The 22,730-nt window shown below is 41.0% G+C and carries 20 protein-coding genes; 11 read left to right on the top strand and 9 right to left on the bottom strand.

Annotated features, from left to right (window positions below; genetic code table 11):
* Positions 1-165 precede the first annotated feature (165 nt).
* From OO007_RS05210 to hemW, 4 genes are all read left to right on the top strand, one after another.
* Positions 166-588: a hypothetical protein gene (locus OO007_RS05210; protein ID WP_325807990.1), complete on the top strand. Its 423-nt coding sequence runs from the start codon at positions 166-168 to the stop codon at positions 586-588.
* A gap of 24 nt (positions 589-612) precedes the next feature.
* Complete coding sequence (locus tag OO007_RS05205) at positions 613-3,417, top strand: OmpA family protein (protein WP_325807989.1); 2,805 nt, start codon at positions 613-615, stop codon at positions 3,415-3,417.
* Positions 3,418-3,504: 87 nt separating this feature from the next.
* A complete protein-coding gene (gene rsmA / locus OO007_RS05200) occupies positions 3,505-4,317 on the top strand; it encodes a 16S rRNA (adenine(1518)-N(6)/adenine(1519)-N(6))-dimethyltransferase RsmA (RefSeq protein ID WP_325807988.1) in 813 nt (270 codons plus the stop codon).
* Positions 4,318-4,335: 18 nt separating this feature from the next.
* Positions 4,336-5,475, top strand: a complete 1,140-nt coding sequence (gene hemW, locus OO007_RS05195) for a radical SAM family heme chaperone HemW (protein ID WP_325807987.1) — start codon at positions 4,336-4,338, stop codon at positions 5,473-5,475.
* A 191-nt stretch (positions 5,476-5,666) separates the two neighbouring features.
* Here the strand turns inward: hemW and OO007_RS05190 are convergent, their stop codons facing one another.
* The 4 genes from OO007_RS05190 to OO007_RS05175 all read right to left on the bottom strand — a co-directional run bounded on the left by OO007_RS05190 (position 5,667) and on the right by OO007_RS05175 (position 9,950).
* The gene (locus OO007_RS05190) at positions 5,667-6,212 is read right to left on the bottom strand and encodes a DUF937 domain-containing protein (RefSeq protein ID WP_165874629.1); all 546 of its coding nucleotides are present in this window, start codon (positions 6,210-6,212) and stop codon (positions 5,667-5,669) included.
* Positions 6,213-6,410: 198 nt separating this feature from the next.
* On the bottom strand, positions 6,411-7,541 hold the full coding sequence (locus OO007_RS05185) for a PilT/PilU family type 4a pilus ATPase (RefSeq protein WP_131904930.1): 1,131 nt from the start codon (positions 7,539-7,541) through the stop codon (positions 6,411-6,413).
* Between the two features lie 99 nt (positions 7,542-7,640).
* Positions 7,641-8,804 (bottom strand): PilT/PilU family type 4a pilus ATPase, encoded by a 1,164-nt coding sequence (locus OO007_RS05180; RefSeq protein WP_325807986.1) that lies wholly within the window; start codon positions 8,802-8,804, stop codon positions 7,641-7,643.
* A gap of 99 nt (positions 8,805-8,903) precedes the next feature.
* Entirely contained in the window at positions 8,904-9,950 is a 1,047-nt protein-coding gene (locus OO007_RS05175) for a type IV pilus twitching motility protein PilT (RefSeq protein ID WP_131904928.1), read from the bottom strand.
* A 161-nt stretch (positions 9,951-10,111) separates the two neighbouring features.
* Here OO007_RS05175 and OO007_RS05170 point away from each other — a divergent pair, with 161 nt between their 5' ends.
* The 3 genes from OO007_RS05170 (at position 10,112) to OO007_RS05160 (ending at position 12,295) form a co-directional block, all read left to right on the top strand.
* Positions 10,112-10,801: a YggS family pyridoxal phosphate-dependent enzyme gene (locus tag OO007_RS05170; RefSeq protein WP_325807985.1), complete on the top strand. Its 690-nt coding sequence runs from the start codon at positions 10,112-10,114 to the stop codon at positions 10,799-10,801.
* A 30-nt stretch (positions 10,802-10,831) separates the two neighbouring features.
* Positions 10,832-11,647: a pyrroline-5-carboxylate reductase gene (gene proC / locus OO007_RS05165; RefSeq protein ID WP_325807984.1), complete on the top strand. Its 816-nt coding sequence runs from the start codon at positions 10,832-10,834 to the stop codon at positions 11,645-11,647.
* Positions 11,648-11,722: 75 nt separating this feature from the next.
* Positions 11,723-12,295, top strand: coding sequence for a YggT family protein (locus OO007_RS05160; protein ID WP_243651483.1), 573 nt, complete (start codon positions 11,723-11,725; stop codon positions 12,293-12,295).
* Positions 12,296-12,423: 128 nt separating this feature from the next.
* On the opposite strand, the gene OO007_RS05155 is transcribed toward OO007_RS05160, so the two are convergent.
* Positions 12,424-13,026 (bottom strand): 3D domain-containing protein, encoded by a 603-nt coding sequence (locus tag OO007_RS05155; protein ID WP_325807983.1) that lies wholly within the window; start codon positions 13,024-13,026, stop codon positions 12,424-12,426.
* Between the two features lie 328 nt (positions 13,027-13,354).
* Here OO007_RS05155 and OO007_RS05150 point away from each other — a divergent pair, with 328 nt between their 5' ends.
* Positions 13,355-13,969, top strand: coding sequence for a DUF1131 family protein (locus OO007_RS05150; RefSeq protein WP_131904925.1), 615 nt, complete (start codon positions 13,355-13,357; stop codon positions 13,967-13,969).
* Positions 13,970-14,050: 81 nt separating this feature from the next.
* The gene (locus tag OO007_RS05145) at positions 14,051-14,623 is read left to right on the top strand and encodes an alkylphosphonate utilization protein (RefSeq protein ID WP_325807982.1); all 573 of its coding nucleotides are present in this window, start codon (positions 14,051-14,053) and stop codon (positions 14,621-14,623) included.
* 80 nt (positions 14,624-14,703) lie between these two features.
* Here the strand turns inward: OO007_RS05145 and OO007_RS05140 are convergent, their stop codons facing one another.
* Both OO007_RS05140 and OO007_RS05135 read right to left on the bottom strand, forming a co-directional pair.
* On the bottom strand, positions 14,704-15,138 hold the full coding sequence (locus OO007_RS05140; RefSeq protein WP_325807981.1) for a hemerythrin domain-containing protein: 435 nt from the start codon (positions 15,136-15,138) through the stop codon (positions 14,704-14,706).
* 4 nt (positions 15,139-15,142) lie between these two features.
* Positions 15,143-16,159: an ion transporter gene (locus OO007_RS05135; RefSeq protein WP_131904922.1), complete on the bottom strand. Its 1,017-nt coding sequence runs from the start codon at positions 16,157-16,159 to the stop codon at positions 15,143-15,145.
* A gap of 130 nt (positions 16,160-16,289) precedes the next feature.
* Between OO007_RS05135 and OO007_RS05130 the strand changes: the two genes are divergently transcribed.
* On the top strand, positions 16,290-20,594 hold the full coding sequence (locus tag OO007_RS05130; RefSeq protein ID WP_325807980.1) for a DEAD/DEAH box helicase: 4,305 nt from the start codon (positions 16,290-16,292) through the stop codon (positions 20,592-20,594).
* On the opposite strand, the gene OO007_RS05125 is transcribed toward OO007_RS05130, so the two are convergent.
* The gene (locus OO007_RS05125; RefSeq protein WP_325807979.1) at positions 20,579-21,022 is read right to left on the bottom strand and encodes a c-type cytochrome; all 444 of its coding nucleotides are present in this window, start codon (positions 21,020-21,022) and stop codon (positions 20,579-20,581) included. The genes OO007_RS05130 and OO007_RS05125 overlap by 16 nt on opposite strands.
* Before the next feature lie 208 nt (positions 21,023-21,230).
* Positions 21,231-21,965: a 16S rRNA (uracil(1498)-N(3))-methyltransferase gene (locus OO007_RS05120; protein WP_325807978.1), complete on the bottom strand. Its 735-nt coding sequence runs from the start codon at positions 21,963-21,965 to the stop codon at positions 21,231-21,233.
* Positions 21,966-22,167: 202 nt separating this feature from the next.
* On the opposite strand from OO007_RS05120, the gene dsrE2 reads away from it, so the two are divergent.
* Positions 22,168-22,680 (top strand): sulfur carrier protein DsrE2, encoded by a 513-nt coding sequence (gene dsrE2, locus OO007_RS05115; protein ID WP_131904918.1) that lies wholly within the window; start codon positions 22,168-22,170, stop codon positions 22,678-22,680.
* Positions 22,681-22,730: the final 50 nt, after the last annotated feature.

The raw sequence follows: 22,730 nt of genomic DNA, 5'->3' as shown, positions 1-22,730 counted from the left end.
TGAGAATGCAATCTGAACTTTAGGTATACTGATGACACGTAGTTATATGGCTTGAATGTAGACTAGTTTTTGAGAAATAAGAGAATCAACTTTAGATCTCGTATATATTTGATTGTGAACAATTTCACGCTTGAAATTACAATCCTTTATAGGAAGGGTACTAGCATGTTTATTTTTAAAATTTTTCCACTTTTTGCTTTTTTACTAATAGCATTCTGGGGGCTACATCAAATAGGCTACTTCCCTGACAGATTAAATCATGTGTTATTCCATGTTGGTTTGCCATCAGGGTCAGTTTGGAAGCCTACCTGGAGTGATGTAGTAACGTTGACTGGTCTTATCACACTGTATATCGAGATATTTAAATCAACTCGGACATCCAGTATCTCAATCGTAGATCACACTTTATCTACCATTGTATTTGTAGGATTTCTTGTATCCTGGATGGTATTTCCCTGGTCTATTGGCGACAAAGGGGACTCTACATTTCTATTTTTAACCATAATGTCATTTATAGATGTTATAGCTGGTTTCACAATCACAATAGCCGCGGCACGTCGCGATTTTGCTCTAGGCGGCAGAGAATAATTTATATAATTTTGGAGGCATTTAATGCACGTAACTATCAAAACATTGTTAATAAGCAGCTTTTTAGGCTTAACAATTCAACAAAGTAACGCAGAAGGTTATCCACAAAATTTTGAAATGCCCTCTCCCATCTGGGGAAACAATCATGGCCTTATAGCCTGGGGAGACTGCGTACCAGTTCCTGTTGCACCAATAAACATGCCTCATGCAATCTACCCAATGGAAAACTTAGGAAGCAATATCGGTTTTCCACAACCTGTGCCGATACCAGAAGTAATACCATACCCTACTCAGAATGAACCCCTTGGCTTACTGCCACCTCCAAGCCCTTTTTTCAATACTGCTCCGCCTATTCAAGCCAAAACTCAAACATCAGCCCCAGAGTCGCAGCACAAATGCGCAAGTGACGAAAAACTCCAAAACTTACAACAAAAATATGATGCAGCATCATCGGCATCGAAACAGAAAATTGCAGAATTGAATCAAGTTATTGCAGATACACAAAACCAATTCTCTGATAGTCAAAAAATAATTAGTGCCGGTAGTAATGAAAACATCGCACTAAAAGAAAAGGTAAACGAGCTAGAAAAACAGATATCTGATTTCAAGGCCATACAAGCCAAATCAGATACTGAAGCAAACAAAGAAAAACAAGCACTAGAAGAGTTAAACAAGACAATAAGCAACCTTGAAGTTGCTAATAAAGATTTACAAGCTCGCTTATCAACTGCTGAAGAACAGGCAGGGTCTCAAGCTCTCATGATCACTTCTTTAAAACAAAGTGATGCAGAACTGAATACTTTAAAAAGTGATTTTAAAGTAAAGGATGATGAAACAACCACGTTAAAAACTGAGTTAGAAAAACTAGATAATGATTACAAATCTCTACAGTCGCAGTTTGCCTCTTTAGAAACCGAATCTAGCAATCAGGCAAGAAAATTAACCGCACTTGGACAATCCGATGTGGAATTAACGGCTCTTAAAAGTGCTTACAAAGATAGGAGCGAAGAGGTAGCCACACTAAAAATGAAACTGGCAGAATTAGACGATGAATATAAAACATTACAGTCTAAGTTTGCGTCATTAGAAAGCGAGGCAAGTAATCAGGCGAGAAAATTAACCGCATTAGGTCAAACAGATGTCGAACTCACAGCATTAAAAAGCACTTTTAAAGAACGCAATGAAGAAAACATGCAGCTCAAAGATAGCCTTTCGAAACTTGATGGCTTTAACAAGTCATTGAGTTCTCAGTTAGTGCAAACACAAAGTGAAGCTGCCAGCACCTTACAGAAACTCAATATTTTAAGTCAATCAGCAGCCGAGCTAACTGCTTTAAAAAACACATACAAAGAGCGAAACGACGAAAACACGCTACTTAAGCAACAGTTAGCCGAACTTGATAAAGAAAAATCCAACATTCAAACACTTTTCGATACTGAAAAAACAGCCATCACATTAAAATCAACTCAAGCCAAAGAAACTATTGATAAGTTACAAAAAGAGCTGAGTGCAGCAAAAGATGCCAGTATTAGCTTTAAAAGCCAGCTTGATTTAGCCAACAAAAACGCAAGCGAGCAAACAAGGAAAATTACTGCGCTGACTCAAGCATCCAATGAGCTGACCGCATTACAAAGCGCATACAAAGAACGTAATGACGAAAACGTTGCGCTTAAGAAACAATTATCTGAACTTGATAACTCACATAAATCACTACAAGCAAAACTAGAAACAGCCACAGCTAATATCAGCACACAAACGAGTAAATTAACTGCTTTAGGAAAATCTACGGCAGAACTAGAAGCACTAAAAAGCACCTACTCAAAACTCAACGAGGAAAATGCATTACTTAAAAAACGCTTATCAGCGCTTGATAATTCCCATAAGACACTGAAATCTCAACTCTCAACAGCGACTGCTAGCATTAGTTCTCAAACCAGAAAACTAACCGCTTTTGGAAAATCAGCAGTTGAACTTGACGCGCTAAAAAGTGCTTATAAAACCAAGAACGATGAAAATACCGCACTCAAGCAGAAACTTGATGAACTCTCTGCAGCTCAACAAACGGCGAATTCTCGTAAACTCGAATTAGATAAATTACAAGCTAAGCTAAAAGAATCTGAAGACGCAAAAACGTCTTTATTAGAAAAAATCTCGACTTTGGAAAATAACTCATCTGAGCAAAGCCAAAAAATAGCCACTTTAATGGCAACCACCAGCGAATTAGATGCACTGAAAAGTGCTTATAAAAACCTAAGCTCTAAAGAGGACGATTTAAGTGCAAAGCTAAAAGCTGCAACGGCTGATTCTGACAATGATAGTGTCATTGATAGCAAAGATAAGTGCCCAGCAACACCTTCGGGACAGGAAGTAAATATAGAGGGCTGTCCAAATATTGTCGACACTGACAAAGATGGTATAGCCGATGCAAATGACCTTTGTCCAGCATCAGATGCTGGCTCAGAAGTTAATGGATTTGGCTGTACTCCGACCGAAAATATCACACTAAAAGGTGTTAACTTTGCCACTGGTTCGGCAAATTTAACACCAAACTCGCTCCCAATAATCAAAGCTGCAGCTGCCACGATTAAACAAAACCCTAATTTAAATATTGAGGTTGCTGGCTACACTGACAATCAAGGACTTGCTTTAGTGAACAAACGCTTATCAAAACGCAGAGCAAATTCAGTGATGATTGAATTAATCAAACAAGGCGTTGATGCAAACAAACTAACCGCAAGCGGCTATGGTGAAAAAGAGCCTGTTGCTGACAATAAAACTGAAAGTGGACGTGCAAATAATCGTCGCGTTGAATTAAAAATCATTAACTAATCTCTTGCAAAGAAACAGTAACAAAGCGATAGAACAGGTTATAATTAGCCCCCTTTTTGGGGGCTTAATTTTTTCCGGAGTAAATACATGCAGGACTACAAAACAAAAAAACGCTTCGGACAACATTTTCTGAACGATCACTCTGTGATTGAAAAGTTGATCTATGAAATTAACCCTAAACCCAATGAAAAAATTGTTGAAATCGGCCCAGGTCTTGGCGCATTAACATTTCCACTTCTAGATAAAATAGATTCGCTTAACGTTGTGGAAATAGACAGAGATGTTATTGCTCGACTCCAGCAAAAGAATAATCCTAAACTCAATATTCATGGTGTCGATGCTTTGAAGTTCGATTTTAGAACCTTACTTCAAGATGAAAGCAGTGACACGAAGTTAAGAGTAGTAGGTAATCTCCCTTACAATATTTCCACGCCACTCATCTTTCATTTGCTTGAATACAGACATCAAATATCTGATATGCACTTTATGTTACAAAATGAAGTGGTTAATCGGATAACAGCGGATCCTGGCTCAAAAACCTTCGGTCGACTTTCTGTAATGGTCCAATATTTTTGCAATTGTGAATACTTGTTTTTTGTCGGGCCGGAATCATTTTCACCGCCGCCTAAAGTTGACTCTGCTATTTTAAAATTAACACCGTGGGACAGGCCTCCTCATCATGCTAATGACGAGGAACATTTGTCCCGATTAGTAGCACAAGCCTTTTCAATGCGACGCAAAACTCTACGCAATAATTTGAAGAAAATGCTGACTACCGAGCAAATTGAAGCTGCTGGCATAGACCCTTCTTTAAGGGCTGAAAGCTTGAGTGTGAAAGACTTTGTTACTCTTAGTAATATTGAGAGCAATATTGAGAGCAAGAATGACAGTAAAAAATAAAATAGCATCAAAACCTAAATGACACCTATTCCGTTAAGCCTCTATGTTCACATCCCCTGGTGTGTAAAAAAATGTCCATATTGTGATTTCAACTCACATCAAGCCAAGGGAGAAATCCCTGAAGCACAATACTCGGATGCACTGATCAACGACTTGGAATCAGAACTACCTCAAATATGGGGCAGATCAATTGAATCGATTTTTATCGGCGGCGGAACCCCTAGCCTGTATTCAGCTAAGGCTATGGATCAACTCTTATCCAGCTTAAGAGAAAGACTGACTATTCGCCCGAATACAGAAATTACCATGGAAGCTAATCCTGGTACTTTTGAACAAGAGCGTTTTAGTGCTTATCGACAAGCAGGAATCAACCGTCTTTCCATTGGCATCCAGAGTTTTAATAACAAGCACCTGAAAGCGTTAGGAAGAATTCACGGTGCAAATGAAGCACAAAAATCGACTCACATTGCGAAACAGGCAGGCTTCGATAATTTTAATCTGGATATTATGTATGGCTTACCTGAACAAACAATAGATCAAGCCATTGCCGACCTTCAACAATCAATAGATGCCAACCCCACTCATATCTCGTGGTACCAATTAACCATCGAAGAAAACACCCTATTTCATCACTCTCCACCGGTTACTCCAAACGATGAAATACTCTGGGAGATGCAACAACGAGGTCAAAAACTTCTAGCGGATGCTGGTTATTATCAGTATGAAGTATCCGCTTATGCCAAAGAAGGCAAACAGTGTCGACACAATCTAAATTATTGGCAGTTTGGGGATTACTTGGGGATTGGCGCTGGTGCTCATGGAAAAATCAGCATGCCTGATGGTGAGATTAAACGTCACACAAAATATCGTCATCCAGAAAAATATATGGATGAAGGTATTAATGGCAAAGCTCGTTCCAGCGAGAAAAAACTGGCCATAGAAGATCTTGATTTTGAATTTATGTTGAATGCTGCGCGATTAAAAGAAGGCTTCACTAAAGAGCTGTTTGAGACCAGAACACTGCTTTCTTTTTCTAATGTTGAAGAGAAATTAAATACATTAATACAAAAAGAATTGATCGAATACGACAATGAAAAATATAAACCAACAGATAAAGGTTGGCATTTCGTTAATGACATCGTCAATAGCTTTATTTAACGATTAAATCGTCCAGCCATTTGTCGTTACACAAGGCATTACTAAAAAAACCGCCCCAAAGTAGGGGGGGTGGCTTTCGTTATTTTCAAAGCAATTATCAGCTAGAAAATAGCCACCTCCACACTTCTGAATGTTATTACGTTTTTGTTATTCGAAAATGTATATAGAATTTATGCAGAATCAGGTACTTTTTAACGTGCCATAAATGCTTTAAACGCCATACCTAAAACATCATCTATCATAGAACCGTCTTTATCGGCATCGAGTAAATTAGTCAGAAAGCCTGAAGATTCCTGTCTAGATGGCGCAGTTTTACTACCACCAAGCATCTTCTTGCCTAAAGAAGCCATTACCATTGTTGCTACAACAGGCAACATCTTCTTCAATAAACTACTTCCTAGTCCTGTTTCTTTCGATGAACGTTTCGCCACATGACGGCTAACATCTTTATCGCCAAAAATATGACCGAGGATGTCGTTTCCTTCTTGAGTCGTTTCTTTCTTACCCAATAAAGAAGGGTCATCCAGGTAACGGGAATGGTTTCCTTTCTCTAAAGCCTCCATCAAGCTATCAAGGCCTTTAACCTCTTGTGTATTTGCTCCGAGACCGCGGGAAAGAGAGTCTGCTAAAGATGAGATTGCGTCTTTGGCTTCAGATTCATTGACACCAAAATTATTGGCAAATTCCGAAATGGCATCTGTATTATTTTTATCAAAAAGCAAGTCATTGATATTCAAGTAAGGCTCCTCGTACTTTGTATAAAAGAAATTAAGCGAGCTATTACTATAGATAGTAAACCTTTATTTCTCAATAAAAGTTTCTTTAATGGTGTTTGTTGAGTAAGTGGTGTTTGTTGAGTAAGTGGTATTTTTTAAGAGCAAAGAGAAAAGAGCCTTCTTGAGAGTGAATCCAAAGAAGGCTCAGTAAAGAATGGTTTAAGAAATCTCTGGTAAGGCCCCAGATAATACAGGTTTACTATTGATGGAACGCTCATTCTGCTCTTCGGCTTTACCGTCAAAGCTAAGCATCCATTCAAGGTTGTTTTTAGAACTCGCATGTTCAAGTGCATTTTCACGAGATATTTTACCCGCTTTAAATAACTCAGCAAGTGACTGGTCGAAGGTGTGCATACCATCCGCGCCACCTTTCTCGATGATATCTTTAAGCTCTTGCATACGTCCTTTTCGAATAACTTCTGCTGAAAACGGTGAATTCACCAACACTTCAGTAGCAAGCGCATATCGACCATCCAGACTTGGAATAAGACGCTGCGCAATGATCGCATTCAGGTTCAAAGATAGATCCATTAACACACGGTCTTTTTGATCAGCAGGCAGCAAGTAAATCAAACGTTCCAGTGCCTGAATCGAGTTTGTTGCATGCAGTGTACTGATAACGAGGTGACCAGTATCGGCAAAACCCATCGCTGCTTCTACGGTTGCAGTACTTCTAATCTCACCTACCATAATGACATCAGGTGCTTCACGCATGGCTTCTCGCATGGCGTTCTCGTAAGAGTGCGTATCAAACCCTACTTCGCGCTGTCCGATAATGGATTTATCGTGACGGTAAGTAAATTCGATAGGATCTTCAATGGTTAGAATATGCCCCGAAGCACGTTGATTTCTGTATTGAATCAGTGATGACATCGATGTTGATTTACCCGCACCCGTAGAACCTACGAATAAGAATAAACCTTCTTTTTTCATCACCAAATCTTTTAAAACTTCCGGTAATCCCAAGGCTTCAGGAGCCAGAATATCTGATCTTACATAACGAATAACCATCGATACTTCGCCACGCTGAAAGTAGACATTGACTCGGAAGCGACCTAGGTCTCTGACCGAAACACCTTTATTCATCTCTTTGGTTCGATGAAAAACGGCCCATTCTTTATCGGATAACAACTCTTTGGCAAATGCGGCGATAACGCCAGGCATCAATTTATTTTTTGAGATGCTCTCAAGGCTTCCCATGACTTTGATAGAAGCAAAGGCACCTGTAGTTAAGTACAAGTCAGAAGCCTCTCTTTTGACCATGAGCTCTAGATAGGGGATTAGTTTCATAATGTTTTCAGCCTTGAAAGATCAATCAATGTAATTTTTTATTAGTTATTTTTTTATTAACGATTCTAGTAACGCTACTGTCTTAAGCCCTAAGGTTTATTACAGCTTAGGTGTGTACTCGTCCAATGTTTCCATCGCAAGTGACTCAGTACCTTTAAAGAAATCACCTTTCTTCGCCTGACGGCTATTCAACTTCAACTGAAGACGTAAATCATTCACCGAATCGGCATTGCGTAACCCTTCTTTAACCGTAATCATACCGGCATCAATTAAGCGGAATAGCGCCTGATCGAAAGTACACATACCCAACTGGTTAGACTTAGCAATTAATTCTTTAATCGCTGGAATATCACCTTTATAAATCAAGTCGGCCATCATCGGTGTATTCAACATCACTTCTACAGCAGGTAAACGACCATTGTCTTTAATTTTTCTTACCAAACGTTGTGATACCACACCTTTGAGGTTTAATGACAAATCCATAAGCAATTGATCACGACGTTCTTCCGGGAAGAAGTTGATAATTCTATCAAGTGCCTGGTTGGTACTGTTTGCATGCAATGTGGTCAAACATAGATGTCCCGTTTCTGCGTAAGCGATCGCATACTCCATGGTTTCTCTATCTCTTACCTCACCTAGCAGAATAACGTCTGGCGCTTGTCTTAAGGTGTTTTTCATCGCTATTTCATAGCTATCTGTATCAACACCCACTTCACGTTGAGTCACTAAGCACTGATGATGCTCGTGAGTGAATTCAATCGGGTCTTCAATCGTAACAATGTGACCCATTGAGTTTTTATTTCTATAGTCGATCATCGAAGCCAGGCTGGTAGATTTACCAGAACCTGTCGCACCCACCATGATAACCAAACCACGTTTTGTCATCGCAATGTCTTTCAAAACAGGGGGTAGCACTAACTCTTTAAACGAAGGAATATAATCAGGGATATGTCGTAAAACCATGCCTGGCGCACCACGTTGTGTAAATGTATTCACACGAAAACGGGCTTTACCTGGCAAGCTAATCGCGAAGTTACACTCCATGTGCTCTTCGAATTCTTTCAATTGCTTATCATTTAAAATCGAACGAACAATAAAACCTGCCTGCTCTGCATTCAGCTTCTGGTTCGACAGAGGCTTCATTTGACCATCAACTTTAATTGATGGGGCAGCCATCGAAGTAATAAACAAGTCAGATGCATTCTTATCCAGAGTCGAATCTAACAACTGGTGGACGTAACTTATCGCGCTTTCTTTATCCATTTTTATTCTTCACTTTTATAATCGTTATTATTCTTAATGTGATTGCTTTTGTATCAACAAGCCATTCTTATGCAGACTTTTATCCGCTTGGCTAATAAATTAGCTTCGTTCCATAATCGCTTGTGGATTATCTGCCTTCTTCATAGCAACATCACGAGAGATATGACCCAAGGTCATTAACTTCTGTAGACTTTGATCCAGTGTCTGCATACCGTCTGCCGCACCTGTTTGAAGGGCAGAACGCATCTGTGCCAGCTTGTTTTCTTTAATCATGCTGCGAATTGCGTTAGTACCAATCAATATTTCATGTGCCGCTACTCGACCACCCTGAACACGTTTTAGTAGTGTTTGTGAGATGATTGCCTGTAACGATGAAGAAATCATTGATCTCACCATGTCTTTTTCTGCAGCTGGGAAAACATCAACAATACGGTCAATGGTTTTAGGCGCACTGGTTGTATGTAGTGTTCCGAATACCAAGTGACCTGTTTCTGCCGCTGTTAGCGCCAAACGAATCGTTTCAAGGTCACGCATCTCACCAACCAGAATAGTATCTGGATCTTCACGAAGTGCAGATCTAAGTGATGCATCAAAACTTTGTGTATCACGGTGAACTTCACGCTGGTTTACCAAACTCTTTTTACTGTTGTGAACAAATTCTATTGGGTCTTCGATCGTTAGAATGTGACCGTGATCGGTTTCATTCTTGTAGTCAATCATTGCTGCCAGCGTAGTCGATTTACCAGAACCTGTTGGTCCTGTAACCAATACCAATCCACGAGGCTTATCAGAAATCTTCTTGAAGATTGCCGGAGCATCTAGGTCTTCTAGCGAAAGTACTTTACTAGGGATGGTACGAAATACCGCTGCTGCACCACGATTCTGATTAAATGCGTTTACACGAAAACGAGCCACACCGGGAATTTCAAACGAGAAGTCAGTTTCCCAATTTTCCTCGTAAGCTTTACGCTGTTTATCATTCATGATGTCGTACACCATACTATGCACTTCTTTGTGCTCTAGCTCAGGCATGTTGACTCGACGCATATCGCCATCGACACGAATAATCGGTGGCTCCCCTGCTGAAATATGTAAATCTGATGCTTTGTTTTTTACCGAGAAAGCGAGTAACTGTGTAATATCCATAAATGACTACTTTTATTTATTGTTATTAATTATTGGAGTCAGTATTTAAATTCTTTTATTCTAATAACATCGTTTCCATTGTTATTTAGATGCTAGTTAGGGCACTATCCCCAGTGCCAAAAACTATTACTACTGACATTTACGCCATAAATTTATCATATATGACTCAAATAAGTGACAATCTCCAGACAATCGGTGCAAAACTGAAAAAGTATTCACTGCAATATAATCGTGCAGAAAATTCAGTCAAACTACTCGCCGTAAGTAAAAAGCACGACAGCACCAAAATACGAGAAGCTTATGAATGCGGCCAAAGAGCATTCGGCGAGAATTACGTACAAGAACTCTGGGATAAATATCAGGAGTTATCTGACTTAGATATCGAATGGCACTTTATAGGTCCGTTACAATCCAATAAGACCAAAAAAATCGCTGAAATTGCAGACTGGGTTCACACTATTGATCGCCTGAAGATAGCGCAAAGACTGAATGATCAACGCCCAGAAAACCTAGACCCACTCTCTGTTTGCATTCAATTGAATATCAGCGGAGAAGAGAGTAAATCTGGTCTTTCAATAGATGAAGTAACAAATGTAGCGAAAGAAATTATCAAACTGCCTCATTTGACTCTTAGAGGCTTGATGGTTATTCCCGCTCCTGAAGATGACTTCGACAAACAACTCGACGTATTTGCTAAAGTCAGTGCCATAAAAGAGGCACTAAGCCTTGAACTAGGGATAGAGCTTGATACACTTTCAATGGGTATGAGTAATGATATAGAAGCCGCTATTGCAGGTGGCTCGACCATGGTTAGAATAGGCACAGCCATTTTTGGTCAACGCGAATACTAAAATACATTCACACAGGGATTACTTAATAGCATGGGAAAAACGATTACTTTTATTGGTGCGGGAAACATGTCTCGCAATCTAATAGCAGGTTTAGTTCAAGACGGCAGTAAGCATAACATTCGTATTTCAGACCCTAATGAAGAACAATTGACGGGGATTACTGCAAACTGGGCAGCTATAAACTCTTATGTAAATAACGCCGAAGCTATTGATGGTGCGGATGTTGTTGTTCTTGCGGTTAAACCTCAGATTATGCAGATGGTGTGCGAACCACTCGCAGAAGTCTTTGAGGCTCAAAATCCCTTGGTTATTTCTATCGCGGCAGGCATTAATTTAGAAAATCTTGAAAAGTGGTTAGGAGGTTATTCTCCCGCGGTTGTTCGCTGTATGCCAAATACACCTTCGCTGGTGCAGTCTGGAATGACAGGGCTTTTTGCAAATGAACAAGTTTCAGAAGAGCAAAAGAATCTGGCTGAAAGCATTATGCGCTCAGTCGGAAGTACACTTTGGTTAGGTAATGAAGGTTTAATGGATACGGTTACTGCTGTATCTGGTAGCGGTCCGGCATATTTTTTCCTGGTTATGGAATCAATGCAGGAAGCCGCGCAAAAAATGGGATTAAGCGCTGAAGACGCCCGCTTACTGGTCTTACAAACTGCGTTTGGGGCGGCTAAACTAGCTTTAGAAAGTAGCGATGATGCATCTGTGTTACGTCAAAGAGTCACATCAAAAGGTGGAACCACCGAGGCAGCGTTAAAAAAGCTTGTAGATGGCGGCTTACCTAGCATCTTTGAAGAAGCATTGGTTGCAGCTGCAATTCGCTCGAAAGAATTAAGTAAAATATAAAAAGCCACCCCCCTACTTTGGGGCCTTTTTTCCCTTTTTTACATTATCACCCAATAATAACTGGAGAAGTTATCAGTGTTAGGTTTATCAATATTAGGACTTTCAGTCGTCTCTCAAATCGTTATCTTTTTAATAGAAACCGTTTTTTCTTTATATATCGGTGCGGTGGTGATTCGTCTACTGCTGGGCTTTGCGCGCGCGAGCTTTCATAACCCTTTCTCACAGTTTTTGGTAAAAATAACAAACCCTGTGTTAGTGCCACTCAGACGTTTCATTCCGTCATTCGGAAGTGTCGACACATCTGCGGTTGTTTTGGCTTACGCGTTAACCTGGATAAAGCTAAGTTTACTGTTTCTGATTAGTAAGGGTGCAATTATGTTCCCTGAAACCTTACTGTTTGCCTTGGGAGAATTGGTAAAAACCATAATATGGATTTACATCATTGCTCTTATTATCCAGGCGGTATTGAGCTGGGTAGGAAACGCTCAAGGCAACCCATTGGTACCATTAATTAATAGCCTGACTAACCCTATTTTAAGACCTATTCGTAAAGTTGTTCCACTTGTAGGCATGATGGATTTATCACCGTTAGTTGCGATTCTTGGGCTAAATATTTTACTCATAATTGCCAACAATCTATTCCATTAACTTGAGAATTATGGGCAAATACCAGTAATCTAAAAACGATAATAATCATTGTCTTAAAAACAGGCATAAAAAAAGCCTGCTAAGTTGCAGGCCAAAGGGGATGTTCTTTAAACGTTAGAGGGTATAAATTAGATTTGGTTCCAAAGTATTTCTACTTTTCGACGACCCCATTTAAATGCCTTACGTTTGTTCATACCCATATAAATATCGATTTTCTTGCGCCAGCGCTTGTTCATTTTATCTAGCACAACGTATTCGCCTTCCAGGCCTTTGATTCTCACTTTTTGCTTATGCTTTAATCCGTGTACTTTTAAAAGATCACGAGATACCGCAATTGCTTTCATACCGGGCTTCAATCTATCTCCCCATGCAGCAATATTAGGGGTGCTATCTGTTTGATCAGCATGAGAAGTGTATGCAGTAGCAGTCACATGTAGGCTTTTATCATAATCAGAGTAGTTAGCCGCCGTTAAAGACGCTTTAACTAACTTGGCTTTACCACTGTTCTTTTCTGATGAATATTTCGCTTTGACAGAAGCTGCTTTTTTATCAAACTCTGCAATCAACGCTTTATATGCTAGTTGTAACTGCCTGGTTTCTTCAGCAGTTTTCGTTTTAGTGATAACGCTGTTCTTATTCCGTGGGCTTGCATTTGCTGACATTGAGAATACAAAACTCAATAGCACAGCTAGCGTTAATCCATAAACGCTAAGGGGTTTATTAGTAAACATCTTAATTTCTTCCTCGTTCTGACACTCCAAAAGGGGGGATAAGTGCCAATTTCGGCGCATATTAGCAAAAGATGATTTGCTAATAAAGCTTAATTTAAACTTTCTTTCGCTTATTTTTTATGCATTTCTAACAATAGAAATATATAAAAAATAACAATTGTGTAAATAACATCAAACCCTTTAGTTAGCAGACATCGAAGAAAGTTCAAAATTATCGAACTTATCCTCAATCAAGTCCCCCATATACACTCTCGCCTGATTGTTCTCGTAATTGCTTTATGAGAGAATGCTCAATAGTTAGGCAACTATATATGGATAAAAATTTATTATGGAAAATGCAGTACTAAACGTATCTAAAAATACGTTATCAGTGTTCTTATTCACCCTTATTTTATCTTTAGGCTTAACAGCTTGTGATAATGATGATGCCAAACAAGACACCACAGCAGCTGTGGAAGATAAAACCATAATCTTATCTGCAGATGGTATTGGTCCCATCAATGCCACTACATCATTCAATATGCACCAGATGACCTTGGCATTTAGCGATTACAGTGTTGTTGAAGAGGTCAATTTTCAGGATGGTAATCCATTTCCGGCAATACGCATTTCAGAAGGCGTAAAAACCATATTGAATATCATCCCTGATGCGGCACACAAAAACATTTACTCAGTGATTATTGAAGACAACATTATCCAGAACAGCCTAGGTCATCATCTTGGGACACTCTACAATAAAGTGTATACCTACGGTCAAAATGAGCAATGCCAGGCAGGCTATTCTGATATGTCTGGAAAAGTACTGTGCTACGCTCCGAATACACCAAATATTCTCTATGTCTTTAATGGCAAGTGGGATAACCCGGTTACAGGCAAAATTCCACCTGCAGATGTTTTACAAGGCTGGTCTCTCGAATCCATTATCTGGCGCCCAAAATCCTAAACATCTGATTCTTCATCTGTGGCATAATCCCGTTTTTTTTAGCATCACCCAAAAACAGATTACTATTGCGAGAAGAGAGAGATGAGCCTAGAACAATCCCTAAAAGACCGAAGTGAAAGCAAATGCGAACTATGCTCGGCAGAAAATGATCTGAGTGTTTTTGTAGTACCACCGGAAACCAACCCGACAGTTGATACCAGCATCTTAATTTGCGAAACCTGTAAATCCCAAATTGAAGACCCATCCAGCATGGATGCAAACCACTGGCGTTGTTTGAATGACAGCATGTGGAGTCAGATACCAGCCGTTCAAGTGATGGCATGGAGACTGCTTAATAGCCTGAAAAGTGAAGGTTGGCCGCAAGACCTTTTAGATATGATGTATTTAGAAGACGAGACAAAAAAGTGGGCAATGGCAGGTGTTGGTCCAGGCGCAGATAATGATGAACCAACCTTGGATGTTAACGGAACAGCATTAAATAATGGTGACTCTGTCACATTGGTTAAAGATTTAGTGATTCAAGGCGCAAACTTCACCGCAAAACGCGGCACCTTGGTAAAAGGCATATCGCTTACTGATGACACCTCACAAATCGAAGGGCGCATTAATGGTACTCGTATCGTACTTCGCGCCTCTTACATGAAAAAGGCTTAATTCACTAAACGATTCCATTCGTGTAAACAGTATAAAAAAACAGATAGCCACCTCCCCACTTTGGGGAGGTTTTTTTATGATTAATCTAAAGGCACAAAATTCAGGATCGCATCCAGCTGCTCATCACTAAAGATTGATTCCACAATCGGGAACAACTCTCTTTCTTCAATACGTGTGTGATTTTTTAGCATACTTGCAAACTCCGCCAGATCTTCTCTTGCACTGGCCACATGAAGTTTTGGCATTAACATTCGCATTGCACCATGCTCTTTTAATAGCTGTGTAGCGATGCCAATATGCTCTCTATACTCTTTAAAGATCGGGGCGAAAATGGTTCGCTCTTCGTGCTGAAAATGCACTTCTAGCTCATTTTCGTAGTAATCTTTAACCTTTTCGATCGCCTCCGCAATGGCTGCTTCATCTCCAGACTCAGCAACCTCAGCAATGCGTTTAGCCATCACCAATGATCCATGATGCTCTCTCGACAAGTCTTGTAATTGTTCCGCTCTTTTCATTTAATTATTCTCTATCTTTGCTAATCGCATTTTCTTTAGCTGCTTCAGCAGCATGTTCATTGTGATCAAATCCGCAATTGGGGCAGACGTTGACACTGGTGTTATTTTTTTTAACTTTATTCCGTTTATTTATTGCTCTGGCTTCGCGTAGCATGATGGCTGCATCTGTTCTAGATATGCCGAGATTCAATCTCAACTCAATAAATTCGGAATTTTCATGTTTACTAAAAGTGCCATCTTCTACCCAAACCATCAGCGCGGTTTTAAAATGCTCTCGCCTGCGCGTCACTTCCGATGTAAAACCAGCAGCCAATATACCTGCAGGTAACGCAGCCATACCAACACCCGTAATCACTATTAATATACCAAGCGCACGCCCTATTCCGGTTACCGGAACGACATCACCATAACCTACCGTCGTCAATGTAACCGTTGCCCACCACAAAGCCCTTGGAATACTTCCGAATTCTTCTGGTTGAATTTTTCCTTCAACAATATGGATACCCGATGCTGAAATCACAATAAGAATCATCAACACGAATATTGCCGAAAGAATCGTCTCGGCTTCTTGTTTAAAAACAGTGGTGAGCAATTCCATCGACCGCGAATAACGCGTCAACTTAAACACTCTGATTAATCGCAATGCCCTTAAAATAAGAAAATCGTGACCGAGGAAAAGTAAATAAGACGGTAATATCGCCAATAAATCCACCAATGCCATTGGGGTAATCATATAGCGTAGACGAGTCATTATCGGGCGACGTTCATCTTTCGATTCTCTTTCGATAGATACCCAGATACGCATAAAATATTCAATGGTGAAAACCACCAATGCAAACAAATCCATCCAGCGAAAAAACACGGCGTACTTATCATGAATACTCTGCTCAGAAGCCGCAACAATGCTGACCACATTCAAAAAAATCAACACCATCAAACTGATATTGATGACATACCCAAAAGTACTGTTATGACTTTTTTCTAATACTTGATACAGCCATTTACGTCGCGTTTCGCTCATTTCTTTATTCTACAATACACCCCCCCACTTTTAGCGAGTTTTTTCAGAACATAGATCAGCTAAATAGCTGTTAAAAGGGCAAAATAATTACAGACTGGAGAAAAGCGAACAAAAAGCGTATTATCATATAATGAGTTCTCCTAGTTTCCATCCGGCCATCACCCGCTGGTTTAATTCTAACTTTAAAGCAGCAACGGATGTTCAGGAGCAATCGTGGTCTGCAATAAATCAGGGAAAACACACATTACTCGCAGCGCCAACAGGTTCGGGTAAAACGCTCGCCGCATTTTTATCAGCGATTGACCAGTTAATAAAAGAAGGGCTCGAACGCGGGCTGGAAGATGAAACCCGCGTACTTTATATCTCACCATTAAAAGCCCTTTCCAATGATATTCAAATCAACTTACAACAACCGTTGCAAGGCGTCCGTGATTCACTATTAGAATTAGGTTTACACGATGTCGATGCCCGCGCCTGGGTGAGAACCGGTGACACACCTCAAGCAGAGCGCGCCAAAGCGATTCGCACACCGCCGCATATCCTCGTCACCACGCCTGAATCGATCTACATTCTGCTGACTTCTGAGTCTGGCAGAAAAATGTTAAGCACCGTGCAAACCGTCATCATCGACGAAATTCACGCCATCGCAGGGAGTAAACGTGGTTCCCACCTAACGCTCTCATTAGAAAGACTGGAAGCGCTCACCAAGGAACACAATCCAGAATCTCATCTGCAACGCATCGGTTTATCCGCCACACAAAAACCCATCGAAACCATGGCTAAGTTTCTAGTCGGTGATCGCGATGAGGAATGCGCGATTATCGACACAGGTCATTCTCGCGAGCGCGACCTTGCGATTGAAATGCCCGCCTCACCCTTGAGTGCGGTGATGTCGAATGAAGTCTGGGAAGAGATTTACGCGCGCCTTGAATACTTTTCCAATACGCATAAATCGGTGCTGATCTTTGTAAATACCCGACGCTTAGCCGAACGCGTTGCCAAAAGCATGGCTGATCGAATAGGCGAAGAAAACGTCATGGCGCACCATGGCAGTATGGCAAAAGAAAAACGACTCGAAGCTGAGCAACGGCTGAAAGCAGGTAATCTTAAATGCTTAGTCGCCACAGCCTCGTTAGAATTAGGTATCGATATTGGTGATATTGATCTGGTTGTGCAACTCGGCTCACCTCGGTCGATTGCCGCATTTTTACAACGCGTTGGACGTTCAGGTCATGCCATTGGCGCAACGCCTAAGGGTCGTATATTTCCATTAAGTCGTGATGAGCTGGTTGAAACCACCGCATTATTACATGCCGCAAATCAGGATGATTTGGATCGTGTTATTATTCCCAAACAACCGCTGGATGTTCTATCACAACAAATCGTTGCTGAAGTTAGTGCGCGCGAATGGAACGTCGATGAACTCTATCAGACATTTAAAAAAGCACTACCCTACGCCGAGCTTACGCAAAAAACCTTCGATGACATTATAAAGATGCTAGCGGATGGTTTTTCTACGCGACGCGGAAGACGCGGTGCCTACATACATTATGATGGCATCAACCGTCGTGCTCGACCGCGTAAAAGTGCGCGTATTATTTCGCTGACCAATGGCGGCGCAATTCCCGATCAATTCGATTGCGATGTGGTATTGCAACCCGAAGGTTATCGCATCGGAAGCGTAGGTGAAGATTTTGCCTTTGAAAGCCTGCCCGGAGATATTTTCCAATTGGGTAATCGCTCTTATCGAATTTTAAAATCAGAAATTGGCAAAGTGTTTGTCGAAGATGCAGATGGCCAACCACCTAACATTCCTTTCTGGGTGGGTGATGCATTGGGTCGTACCGATGAATTATCAGGAACCGTATCCGCCTTGCGTGAAACGGTCGATGAATTACTCGACGAAAGCGAAGAATGCGCAATCGCTTTTTTGCGGGCTGAATATCACTTATCACGAAGTGCTGCCGAACAATTGGTTGCTTATCTGGCAGCTGCCAAAGCGGCGTTGGGATTACTGCCTACACAAAGCAATGTGCTTTTCGAACGCTTCTTTGATGAAGTGGGGGATATGCATTTCGTGATTCACTCCACCTTTGGATCACGCATCAATAAAGCATGGGGTCTGGCTTTACGAAAACGCTTCTGCCGTAAATTTAATTTCGAATTACAAGCAGCCGCGCTGGAAGACAGTATTGTGCTGTCATTGTCATCCACCCATAGCTTCCCCATGGAGGAAGTTGCACGATATTTAAATTCAAAAACGGTGCGTGAAGTGTTAATCCAGGCGATGTTAGATGCGCCTGTATTCCCGACTCGCTGGCGCTGGAATGCGACGATTTCATTAGCCGTTTTACGCAATCGTTTTGGCCGAAGGTCACCCCCTTACTTTCAGCGCTCTGATGCCGAAGATTTAATGGCCGTGGTGTTTCCCGATCAGATTGCCTGTCTGGAAAATATCGCTGGTGAACGCGAAATTCCTGATCATCCTTTGGTAGAACAAACAATTAAAGACTGCCTAAACGAAACCATGGATATAGATGGTTTGATCGAAGTCTTGCAGAAAATCGAAACGGGCAAAATCAATATCACCTGCTGTGATTTAACCTCTCCATCGCCGCTTTCACAAGAAGTGATTACCGCTAAGCCCTACGCATTCCTCGACGATGGTGAGGCTGAAGAACGCCGCACCATGGCGATTAAATCTCAGCCATTTATGAGCACGGAGGATGCCGCCTCATTACGCAAATTAGATAATGCAGCGATAGATAAAGTTCGTGAAGAAGCCTGGCCGATTGTTCGCACCGCCGATGAATTACACGATGCGCTGATGGTATTGGGTTTTATTCTCGAAACTGAGCAAGGCAAGGTATTATCGAATAGCGCTGTCGATGTGATTAGCAATTGTGGCTGGCAACACATGTTTGATGAGCTAGCCAACGATCATCGTGCGCATAAAATTAAGATAAATTACTCCGATAGTAATGCAGATATTTTATGGGTTGCTGCTGAACGGTTACACGACTTTCTGGCGGTTATTCATGAATCAAACCGTGAAATAACTAGCCTCGAATCTACTAATAACAAACAAAATGTCACCCCCCCACTTACAGGCACTTATTCTACAGAGAACCCTTTACTAGAAATTTTACGCAGTAGGCTGGAAGGGCTCGGTCCTGTCACTGCCGAGCAATTAGGTCAACCATTAGGAATCGATGTAAATAAAACCAATCAGGTTTTACTGGCGCTTGAACAGGAAGGCTTTGTTATTCAAGGTCATTTCACCCGACAAAATAGCGAAGTTGAATGGTGTGAGCGTAGACTGCTCGCACGCATCCATCGCTATACTATTTCTCGACTACGCCGTGAAATTGAGCCCGTTTCACTCGCCAACTATATGTCCTTCTTATTTGACTGGCAGGGTTTGGTGGATAAAGGCGAAGGCACTGAATCCCTTGCCCACGTACTCGAACAACTGGAAGGTATTTCGCTTTCTGCGGTTGCGTGGCAAGAAGGCGTATTGCCAGCGCGCATCAAAAATTTCAGTATCGATATGCTAGATAGTCTCTGTATTTCTGGAAGAATTAACTGGCTACGCTTGAATGTCGCCTCTTCAAGTAAAAAACTTACCAAGAAAAAATCGCCTGTGAGGAATACTCCCATTGCATTATTGCAACGAAGCCATCTTCCCCAATGGAAGCAACTCGCAGGAAAACCCGACAAATACAAACTCAGCCCCTATGCAGAAAAAGTAGCTGAAGCGTTACGCAATCATGGTGCGTTATTCTTCTTCGACATTGTTCAGCACACAGGTATTTTGCGCACTCAAGTCGAAGATGCATTGGGCGAGTTAGTGAATTGGGGATTAGTTACATCAGATGCCTACGTAGGCTTACGTGCATTGATTACGCCTTCAGCCAAACGTCCCAAATTTCACGCACGACGCGGAAGAAGCACCGCCAAAGTTTCACCTTTCGATAATGCCGGTCGCTGGAGTTTAATCAGACAAATCAACAACACAGAAACAACTCAAACCTCACTGAATCAGGATGAAATAGAATTCATCGCATGGACGCTACTGCATCGTTACGGCGTTATCTTCCGCAAGGTATTAGAACGCGAAAATAACCTACCGCAATGGCGCGATTTATTGCGCGTTTACTGGCGCATGGAAGCGCGCGGTGAAATACGCGGAGGACGTTTTGTAAACGGTGTCAGCGGTGAGCAGTTTGCTTTACCAGAAGCACTCAATGTACTGCGAAAATCCCGCAAAAATAACAAAGTAGATCAATCGATTACGATTTCTTCGGCGGACCCGTTAAATTTGGTCGGTATTCTACTGCCCGGAGATAAAGTTCCAGTGACACCGCTAACACACATATCATTTATCAATGGTGTTCCTGTCGTTTCGGATGTCAAACTTCAAGGGTTTTGCTGAAGAGTTCCGATATAGAAAACCAATTCAAGAATTCGCTCACGAACTGATGGACTTGGTCCAGTATTCATTGGCCCAACTTCCTTAACGATCTCTTGATTATATCGTTCACCCCAAATCGGCATTTCCAGCGTTCCATGGGAAGCAATTCTGTCGACTCCTGATATTAGGTTATACACTTTAATTAAGGGATAAACGCCGCCATTGCGTTTGCTGATTAGGGTTAGATCAGATGGCGCCTTTTTTAATAATTCAACAAAAGAACCATCGCCTTTACCCGTTATACCATGACATACAGCACAGTTATTCAAGAATTCCTTTTTACCAATATCAGCACTTGTTTTGTCTGCTGCAATAGCCACATTCGTTGTAGCTATCAAACACAAAGCGATGAAAGTCGATACAGTACCTGCAATTAGTCGCGTAATCATAGTCGTCTCCATAGGTTTATTGATTAAATCATTTCCATACTTCAACTTGAAAGCACTTCATATCTATAAAAATAAAGTAACTCTCTCGAACGCACACTCTCCCAAGTGTTGATAAAAGCATAATTAAGCACAACACGCTTCTACAATTGTTGATTTGTTGACGAAAAACACTACAAACAGACATAAGCACAGCGACCGGCAATATTAATTACAAATCACCCCAGGCCATCTGACATGCAGTTATACCAGCTACTGCGGCAGTTTCCGCACGTAATATTCGTTTGCCAAAATTCACAGATTGAACTTTTTTTGACTGCATCAATTGCTCTTCTTCATCGCTAAAGCCACCTTCTGGCCCGATAATTAACGACACTCCGTTATGACTTTCATCGAGTTTCATTTGTTGTATTTTATTTTCCGAACCAGGCAACATAGAAATTTGAGTAGTCCCATCATAAGCGGAGAAAATTTCTTCAAAATCACAGGGTTCTTTTATTGCAGGGATAGCAGTTCGCCCTGATTGCTCGCAAGCGGCAATGATAACGCCTTGCCAATGTTGCATCTTTTTTTCGAGACGATTGCTTTTGAGTTTTATGACACTGCGTTTTGTATACATCGGTTGAATCGTAGAAACACCCAGTTCAACGGCTTTTTGAATCGCAAAATCCATTTTATCAGGCTTGATATTCGCCAATATTAAGGTAATAGAAAGTGATGATTCGCGATTTACAGGATCGTATTCTTCCACAATCACTTGTGAATTTCGTTTATCTGTCGCACTAACTTTTGCCGCATATTCTCCGGATTGTCCATTAAAGAGAATCAGATCATCTCCTTCTTTTAAGCGTAACACTTGCACGGCATGACGATGATTGGCCTGAGTTAACGCCAATTCTTCACCCACTTTTATGTCACCTTCCTGATAAAAACGCGAAACTCTCATTTGTCTATATGCCTGTTAAAATTACTTGCCGATTGATTATGCATCTAGCAATAAAAATTGTCCGTTATATTTATGTAATCGACGCTATATTGCAATTAATACATTCTATACACACAATGTATTATAGTATTTCAGAATATTATTGTTTTCTGTTATACTCGGGCAAATTACGATATAAACATATAATTTCAGAGGTAGAAAAATGGAGCAGAAAAAACTAGCTATTATCGCCACTAAAGGCACACTGGACTGGGCTTACCCTCCTTTTATTCTGGCATCAACAGCGGCTGCTTTAGGTTATGAAGTAGAAGTTTTTTGTACATTTTATGGCCTACAACTTTTAAAGAAAGACATCAGTGATCTACAAGTTAGCCCACTTGGAAATCCTGGTATGCCGATGAAAATGCCAGTAGGACCAAAATGGTTCAAGGATATTAACTGGAATATTCCTAATATTATTCAGTCGAACCTACCTGGCTACGAAGCCATTGCGACGACCTTAATGAAGAAGACGATTTCCAATAATGGTGTGGCTTCAATCTCGGAATTGCGTGAGTTATGTCAGGAAGCAGAAGTTAGATTTCTCGCGTGTCAGATGACGGTTGATCTCTTCGGCTTTGATGCAGAAAAAGATTTTATGGATGGTCTGGACTATGTAGGTGCAGCAACTTTCTTTGATTTTGCTGGCGAGTCAGATATCTGTTTATACATCTAACTAGCTACAGTAATCGCAATCGAACATTAAAAAGCCGACGTTATCGTCGG

The sequence above is a fragment of the Cocleimonas sp. KMM 6892 genome (assembly GCF_035798195.1).
Classification (GTDB): Bacteria; Pseudomonadota; Gammaproteobacteria; order Thiotrichales; family Thiotrichaceae; genus Cocleimonas; species Cocleimonas flava.
Note: the sequence above shows the minus strand (reverse complement) of the source record. Positions and strands in the feature narration are given on the sequence as shown.